The organism is Streptomyces sp. OfavH-34-F (genome assembly GCF_022347745.1).
GTDB lineage: Bacteria > Actinomycetota > Actinomycetes > Streptomycetales > Streptomycetaceae > Streptomyces.
In genome coordinates, this window is record NZ_JAKRGC010000318.1 from 1 (window position 1) to 7,393 (window position 7,393).

Below are 7,393 nucleotides of genomic sequence, written 5' to 3' on the forward strand. Positions count from 1 at the left end.
GGGGGCGGGTGGGGCCGGGGGTCAGGCCAGGTCGCCCGAGGCCCGGAGATCGTCGAAAAGCAGTTGGTCGACGGGCGGCACCCAGTCCCGGTCGGCGTACGAGAACCACGCCACGTCCTCGATCTCGCTGCTGGCCCTCAACTCGCCCGTGAAGTCGGCGGTGTAGCAGGCCATGCGGACCACCGCGCCGCCGGGCAGGCCGGGCCCGCCGGCCTCGTACGTGCCCACATGCGCGACGGACTCCGGGGCGATACGGACCGTCAGCTCCTCCCGGATCTCGCGCACGAGCGTGTCCAGGTCGCTCTCGGCGCCCTCCCGCTTGCCGCCCGGGATGTAGAAGACGTCCTTCCCCCGCGGCCGGGCGCAGAGAATCCGGCCGCCCTCGATGCGGACCCATGCCACTGTGTCGATCAGGACCGCCATCACTCCGCCTCCGCCGCCCGCAACCATCTCGGCAGCACCCTAGGCCGTGTCACCGGAGGCACGCCGCCTCGCCCCGCGGCCGCACGGCAGGGCACGGCACGGCGGGGTCCGGGGGCGCATCGGGACGGTGCGCCCCCGGGGCGGCATCTACGCGGCGGTGTGGCCGCGGACCGGGCCTACGGCCGGGCGGCCTGGCCGACGCGCTCGACCCAGTACAGCTGCTTGTGCCCCCGGACCTGCAGCTTGTCGGCGGCCTCCTGGGCCTCGCCCTGCGTGGCGTACCTGCCCACGCGGTAGCGGTTGCCGTTGTCGTCCTGCCGTATCACCAGCCAAGGAAGCACGGCACCGCTGTCGTTGCTCATCGCATTTCTCCCGAGCATCGCGCCCCTCCCCTGAACAATGTGCACGCCCCCACGGAACTCCAGGAAACCCCAGTACGCATATGCCTGAGCGTACGCCTGACCTTCACGCACCGGATACGGAATTACACAAAGAGGTACCGATCCGGCCAGGAAACGACCAACGCCTCGGGGGCGCATTCATCTGAATGCGCCCCCGAGGCGTTGCGGGTTCAGAACATGACGAGCAGGCGGTCCGTCCGGGTCATCTGACGGGCAGCCGGTAGCCGACCCGGTAGCGATCGGCGGGCACCACCACGTCGGCGGTCTCGACCGGCCGCCCCGAGGCGTAGAAGGTCCGCTCGATCACCATCACCACGTGGCCCGGTACGCCGCCCAGCGCCAGGAGCTCCTCCGCCAGCCCCGGGCGCGCGCCGACCTGTTCCGCCACGTTGTCCACCACGACGTCGATGGCGGCCATCCGCTCGACGACGCCGCAGCCGCCGAGCGGCCCCTCCTCCGGCAGCATGACCGGGGTGCGTCCCGTGATCGCCAGGGGCTCCCAGGAGGTGGAGAGCATCACGGGCTCGCCCGCCTCGCGGAACACGTAATGCGTCCGCATGACCCGGTCGCCCGGCTCGATCCCGAGGCGCGCGGCGATCTCGGCGCTCACGTCCTCCTGCTCGCTGCGCGACTCCCAGGTCCCGCGCGCCCCCTCGGCCGCCTGCTCCTGCCGGAACGGTCCGGCGCCCGCGTCGGGCCGGAAGCCGGAGCGCTCGACCACGCGGGGCACGGGCCGCTCGCGCACATACGTGCCGGAGCCGGAGCGGCCCTCGACGAGACCTTCGGCCATCAGCACCTTGCGCGCCTCCAGCGCGACCGTGTCCGAGACCCCGTACTCCTCGCGGATGCGTGCCTGCGAGGGCAGGCGCGTGTGCGGCGGCAGCAAGCCGCTGACGATCTTCTCTCGCAGATCGCTCGCCACGCGCAGATAGGCGGGCCGCTCACCGAAAGCCACAGGCCACTCCCCAAGGTTGACGGACTGCGACAGCGTCGCAACCGTGGGTTCCGAACCGCAAGCGCAGGCCAGAGTTTCACTCGAAGTGATGACATCGAGCGGGCCTGCGCATAGTCGGCGACCGGCCGCCCCGGACGGCTTTAAACCGCCTTTGCCAAACCCTTGACCGCGTTTGGTCCAGACCAATAGCTTCTGGCCTCATGCGTCGAAGAACCCAGTCTTCACTCGCCATCGCCGCCTGCGCCTTCGCCCTCGCGGCCTCCCTCTCCCCCGCGGCCAACGCCTCGTCCGGGCACGGCAACGGACATGGCAACGGCCACGGCAAGCACGGTGGCAAGCACGGCCACCACGGCCCCGCGCAGGACTACAAGCGCATCGGCTACTTCACCCAATGGGGCGTCTACGGACGCGACTTCCAGGTCAAGGACCTGGACACCAGCGGAACGGCGGCCAAACTCAGCCACATCAACTACGCGTTCGGCAACGTCAGCGCCGAGGGCAAGTGCTTCACCGGCAACGTCCCCGGTGAGGCCGACGCCTGGGCCGACTACGTCCGCCCCCTGGACGCCGCCGGCTCCGTGGACGGCGTCGCCGACACCGACGACCAGGCGCTCGCGGGCAACTTCAACCAGCTGCGCGAGCTGAAGGCCAAGCACCCCGGCCTCAAGGTGATGATCTCGCTCGGCGGCTGGGGCTGGTCCACCCACTTCTCCGACGCGGTCCGCACCCCCGCCTCCCGCAAGGCACTCGTCTCCTCCTGCATCGACCTGTACATCAAGGGCAACCTGCCGGTGGACGGGACGCGCGGCGGCGACGGTGCCGCCGCCGGTCTCTTCGACGGGATCGACATCGACTGGGAGTGGCCGGGCTCGGCCGGCGACACCGACACGGTGTACCGCCCCGAGGACAAGCGGAACTTCACCGCCCTGGTCCACGAGTTCCGCACCCAGCTCGACGCCTACGCGAAGAGCCAGGCAAAGGCGGAGCAGAAGGCCGGCAAGGGCAAGCACCGCCCCGTGAAGCCCAAGCACTACGACCTCTCGGCGTACGTCCCGGCTTCCGCCGAGAAGATCGACGCCGGCTTCGACGTCGCCCGGATCATGAAGGACTTCGACTTCGTGAACCTCCAGGGCTACGACTTCCACGTCTCCGGCCAGGCGACGACGGCCCAGCAGTCAGCCCTGTACGCGAAGAAGGGCGACTACTCCGTCGACCGGACCGTGCGCGACTGGCTGAAGCGCGGCGCCCCCGCGCGCAAGCTCGTCGTCGGCATGCCCTTCTACGGGCAGGGCTGGACCGGCGTGACGGGCGGCGGCGACGGCCTGGACCAGCCGGCGACCGGCCCCGCGCAGGGGACCTGGGGTGCCGGCTCCGAGGACTACAAGGCCCTCAAGAAGCTGGCCGACTCCGGTGCGTACGAGGTGCACCGCAACGTCCGCGACGGCAGCGCGTGGCTGTTCGACGGCACGACGCTGTGGACGTACGACGACCCGCAGGTGCTGCGCACCAAGACCAAGTACATCCGCGACCACCGGCTCGGCGGCGCGATGTTCTGGTCGCTGGACGGGGACACCGAGGACGGCGAGCTGATGACCGCCGTCGACCGCGGACTCTCCTCCCGCCGCTAGGGGACACCCGAGGGGCGGCTGCCGGTGGACCCGGCGGCCGCCCCTCGGTCGTGCGTACGGTCACCGGGGCCGGAACGGGGCCCGGAGCCTGCCTCCATAGGGAAACCCCTCGCCCTTCGTCCGGTGCCTGGCAGCCGCGCCGGACGGCTCCCCACACTCGTGCGTCGGCACCGCTCCCACCGGGGCGAAGCCGCCGGTCCACCGCGCCGCACCTCGTGCCGCCGCCCTCACCACCCCTGCGGGGCGGTGGCCGGTTCCGCCTGTACGAGGTGAAAGGACACCCCCGTTCCTATGTACATACGAAGAGCCGCGAGGCTTCTGACGGCCACTGTGGCCTGCGCCTGTGCCTCGGCCCTCGCGCTGCCCGGCGCGACGGCCGCACCCGCGTCCCCCGCCCCCGCCCCGGCGCCCGCCGCCGGGCCCCACGCCTTCGCCCCGGCCCCGTACACGACGAACCCGTCGCCGGAGGTGCGCCGCGAGGTCGAGGCCGACGCGAAGAAGGCCCTCGCGGCACACGGCGGCGCCGCCTTCCGCGGTGCGTCGGACGCCTTCGAGGTCCGCAACCTGGTCGTCGACCGGGACGGCTCCGCGTCCGTACGCTTCGACCGCACGTACAAGGGCCTGCCGGCGTACGGCGGCGACGTCGTCGTGCAGCTGAAGAAGGACGGCACCTTCGAGTCGCTGACCGGCGCGGCCCGGGTGACGACCCCCGCCCTGTCCACCGAGCCCGGTCTGACCGCCGCGCGCGCCGCGAAGCTCTCCGAGAAGGAGTTCGGGGGCCCGGCCGACTCGGTCTCCGAGCCGCACCTCGCCGTACGGCTGGACGGCGACGCGTCCGCGCTGGTCTGGGAGACGGTGGTCAGCGGGGTGCGCGCGGACCAGACGCCGAGCCGTCTGCACGTCCTGGTGGACGCGGACTCCGGCAAGGTCCTGGCCACCCGGGACGAGGTGAGCGTCATCGCGCCCGAGGGCCGGACCGCCCCGGCCCGTACGGCCGCCGCGCCCTCCGCCGCGTCCGCGGAGGCCGCCGCCACCGCGGTCACCGGCCGCTCGATCTACAGCGGCCAGGTGCAGCTCGACGCCACGCAGTCCGGCAGCGGCTACTCGCTCCAGGACCCCTCGCACGGCAACGGGTACACGACCAACCTGAACCACGCGACCAGCGGCACGGGCTCGGTCTTCACGAGCGGCACCGGCACCTTCGGCAACGGCTCCCCCAGTGACCCCGCGTCGGCCGGTGTCGACGCCCACTACGGCGCGGCCATGACGTTCGACTACTTCAAGACGGCCCACGGCCGCAACGGCATCTTCGGCGACGGCCGGGGCGTGCCGTCGCGGACGCACTACGGCAACGCGTACGTGAACGCCTTCTGGGACGGCACCCAGATGACGTACGGCGACGGCCAGGGCAACCAGCGCCCGCTGGTCGAACTCGACGTCGCGGGCCACGAGATGGCGCACGGCGTGAGCGGCGCGCTCACCGGCTGGGACGAGACCGGCGAGACCGGCGGCATGAACGAGGGCACCAGCGACATCTTCGGCACGCTGGTCGAGTTCTACGCCGGCAACCCGGTGGACCGGCCCGACTACACCATGGGCGAGCTGATCAACATCAGCGGCGACAACCAGCCGCTGCGCTGGATGAACCAGCCCTCGCGGGACGGCTCCTCGCCCGACTGCTGGAACAGCAACAACGGCAGCCTGGACCCGCACTACTCGATGGGACCGCTGAACCACTGGTTCTTCCTCACCGCCGTCGGCAGCGGCGACCACGGCTACGGCAACAGCCCGACCTGCGACAACTCCACGATCAACGGCCTCGGCAACGACAAGGCCGGCAAGATCTGGTTCAAGGCGCTGGCCTCGTACGCCAACAGCCGTGAGAACTACCACCAGGCGCGCATCGACTCGCTGAAGGCGGCGGCCGACCTCTACGGCGCGCACTGCACCGAGTACAACACCGTCGACGCCGCCTGGGCGGCCGTCAGCGTCACCGGCGCGGACCCGGTCCCCGGCACCTGCGACAGCCAGCCCGGCGCCCCCTCGGTGACCAACCCCGGCAACCAGACGAGCGCCGTGGGCACCGCCGTCTCCCTGCAGATCCAGGCGAGCGACCCGGGCGGCAAGACGCTCACCTACAGCGCGAACGGCCTGCCCGCCGGTCTGTCGATCGACTCCTCGACCGGCCGCGTCACCGGCACACCGACCACCGAGGGCACCTCGTCGGTGACCGTCACCGTGAAGAACACCGACAACGCGACGGGCACCGCGTCCTTCACCTGGACCGTCAACGGCGACGGCAACCCGCCCGAGGGCTGCGGCGACGTCCCGGCCTGGAGCTCCACCACGGCGTACGCGCCGGGCGACCGGGTGTCCCACAACGGCCACCTCTACACCTCGCAGTGGTACTCGACCGGCGCCGAGCCGGGCGCGCCGGGCTCGTGGGCCGTCTGGACCGAGTCGGGCACCTGCTGACCCGGACCGGCCACCGCTGAGCCACTGAGCCACTGGGCTCCGGGGGGTTCCCGCCTCCTGACGCGGGAACACCGGTCACGGCGCACGCACCACCGCGCCGTGACCGGTGTCCGTGGAGCGCGGACGCGCCCCCGTCGGGAACGTCCGCGTACGTGTGAAGGGCCCCGGTACGGGGAACGCACCCGGCGGCCCGTCCGTCCCCGCGCAGCGGCGCGCCGTTGACCTCGCCACCCCCCGGTCCTACCCTCGGGCACGGCATGGGCGGGCCCCGCTGCACGGGCAGTGGGAGTACAGGCTGCGCGCGAAGGGGCCCCCGATGACCCGCTCGACCATGGACCGCTCCCCCGCCGACGGCGTCCATACCGCCGGCCCGTACCGGGCGGGGACGCACGCCTCCCCCCGTACCGCGTCGTGCGCCACCGCCCGCGCCCATCTGGAGGGCGGCGGAGGCGTCCTCCTCACCGGCCCCGAGGGCATCGGCAGGAGCACGGCCGCCACGCGGATCGCCGGTGACCTCGCCGCACGCGGCCACCGGGTGCTGCGCTGCTCGCCCTCCCCGGCCGACCGGGACAGCCCCTTCCTCGGCCTGATCGACCTGCTGGCCACCGCCGGCGACGAGGCCCTGGCCGGGCTGGGCGCGCGGGAACGCGCCGTCCTCGAAGGGGCGCTGCTGCGCCGTACCCCGCCTGCCGGCAGCGACCCCACCACCGGCCGCGACGCCCTGGTGCTGCGCGTCGCCGTGCGCGAGGTGCTGGCCGCCCTCGCCACCGCCGGACCGCTGCTGCTGGTCGTCGAGGACGTGCAGTGGCTGGACGAACCGACCGCCCGCACCCTGCAGTTCCTCGCCCGGCGCCCCGACCCGCGCCACGCCGTCCTCGCCACGCTGCGCACCGCGCCCCTCGGCGGCCGGCGCCCGGACGCCTCCCCGGCCCGCGAGTTGTGCCCGCAGCCGGTGCGCACCCTGCCGCTGCCGGCCATGACCGTCCGGGAGATCGCGGACGTGCTCCACGCGCACGGCGTGCACGGCGGCCCCTCCTGGCCCCGGCAGCTCGTCGCCCGCCTGCACGAGGCCGCGTCCGGCAACCCCCGCACCGCCCTCGAACTGGCCGCCGGGCTCCAGGAGTCGGTGGCCTCCGGAGCGCCGCTGCCCGACTCGTCGGAGCCGCTGCCGGTCCCCGACGCGCTGAGCCGGCCCGTCCTCGACCGGCTGGAGGCCCTGCCGGCCCGCGCCCGCCATCTGCTGCTCACCGCGGGCGCCGCCGCCCGCCCCACCGTCGAGCTGCTGCGCCGGGCGGGCTGCCGGCAGGTGGCCGCCGACATCGACACCTGCGTACGGCACGGCTTCCTGTGCCCGCCGGAGCGCGGGACCGTGCGCTTCGCCGACCCGCTCACGCCGATGGTCCTGGAGGCGCGTGCCCCGTACGCGCTGCGGATGGACGCCCACCGCGCCCTGGCCGGGGCGGCCGACGACCCGGTGGAGCGGGCCCACCACCTGGCCCGGCTGGCGGCGG

At 73.2% G+C, this 7,393-nt stretch carries 6 protein-coding genes; 3 read left to right on the forward strand and 3 right to left on the reverse strand.

Annotation, left to right across the window (positions count from 1 at the left end):
- Positions 1-21: 21 nt before the first annotated feature.
- The 3 genes from MHW47_RS29540 to MHW47_RS29550 form a co-directional block, all read right to left on the reverse strand.
- Entirely contained in the window at positions 22-423 is a 402-nt protein-coding gene (locus tag MHW47_RS29540; protein WP_239226834.1) for an NUDIX domain-containing protein, read from the reverse strand.
- Positions 424-599: 176 nt separating this feature from the next.
- The gene (locus MHW47_RS29545) at positions 600-803 is read right to left on the reverse strand and encodes an SPOR domain-containing protein (RefSeq protein WP_239226836.1); all 204 of its coding nucleotides are present in this window, start codon (positions 801-803) and stop codon (positions 600-602) included.
- A gap of 223 nt (positions 804-1,026) precedes the next feature.
- On the reverse strand, positions 1,027-1,779 hold the full coding sequence (locus tag MHW47_RS29550; RefSeq protein WP_239226838.1) for a GntR family transcriptional regulator: 753 nt from the start codon (positions 1,777-1,779) through the stop codon (positions 1,027-1,029).
- A 200-nt stretch (positions 1,780-1,979) separates the two neighbouring features.
- Between MHW47_RS29550 and MHW47_RS29555 the strand changes: the two genes are divergently transcribed.
- From MHW47_RS29555 to MHW47_RS29565, 3 genes are all read left to right on the forward strand, one after another.
- Positions 1,980-3,407, forward strand: a complete 1,428-nt coding sequence (locus MHW47_RS29555) for a glycoside hydrolase family 18 protein (protein WP_239226840.1) — start codon at positions 1,980-1,982, stop codon at positions 3,405-3,407.
- 291 nt (positions 3,408-3,698) lie between these two features.
- Positions 3,699-5,882: a M4 family metallopeptidase gene (locus tag MHW47_RS29560; protein WP_239226842.1), complete on the forward strand. Its 2,184-nt coding sequence runs from the start codon at positions 3,699-3,701 to the stop codon at positions 5,880-5,882.
- Between the two features lie 316 nt (positions 5,883-6,198).
- On the forward strand, positions 6,199-7,393 hold a 1,195-nt coding region (locus MHW47_RS29565), incomplete at its 3' end, for an AAA family ATPase (protein WP_239226844.1).

What these genes read in the sequence shown, in the direction of transcription:
- MHW47_RS29540 (WP_239226834.1), bottom strand. Translation starts at nt 423, where the DNA reads ATGGCGGTCCTGATCGACACAGTGGCATGGGTCCGCATCGAGGGCGGC.
- MHW47_RS29545 (WP_239226836.1), bottom strand. Translation starts at nt 803, where the DNA reads ATGCTCGGGAGAAATGCGATGAGCAACGACAGCGGTGCCGTGCTTCCT.
- MHW47_RS29555 (WP_239226840.1), top strand. Translation starts at nt 1,980, where the DNA reads ATGCGTCGAAGAACCCAGTCTTCACTCGCCATCGCCGCCTGCGCCTTC.
- MHW47_RS29560 (WP_239226842.1), top strand. Translation starts at nt 3,699, where the DNA reads ATGTACATACGAAGAGCCGCGAGGCTTCTGACGGCCACTGTGGCCTGC.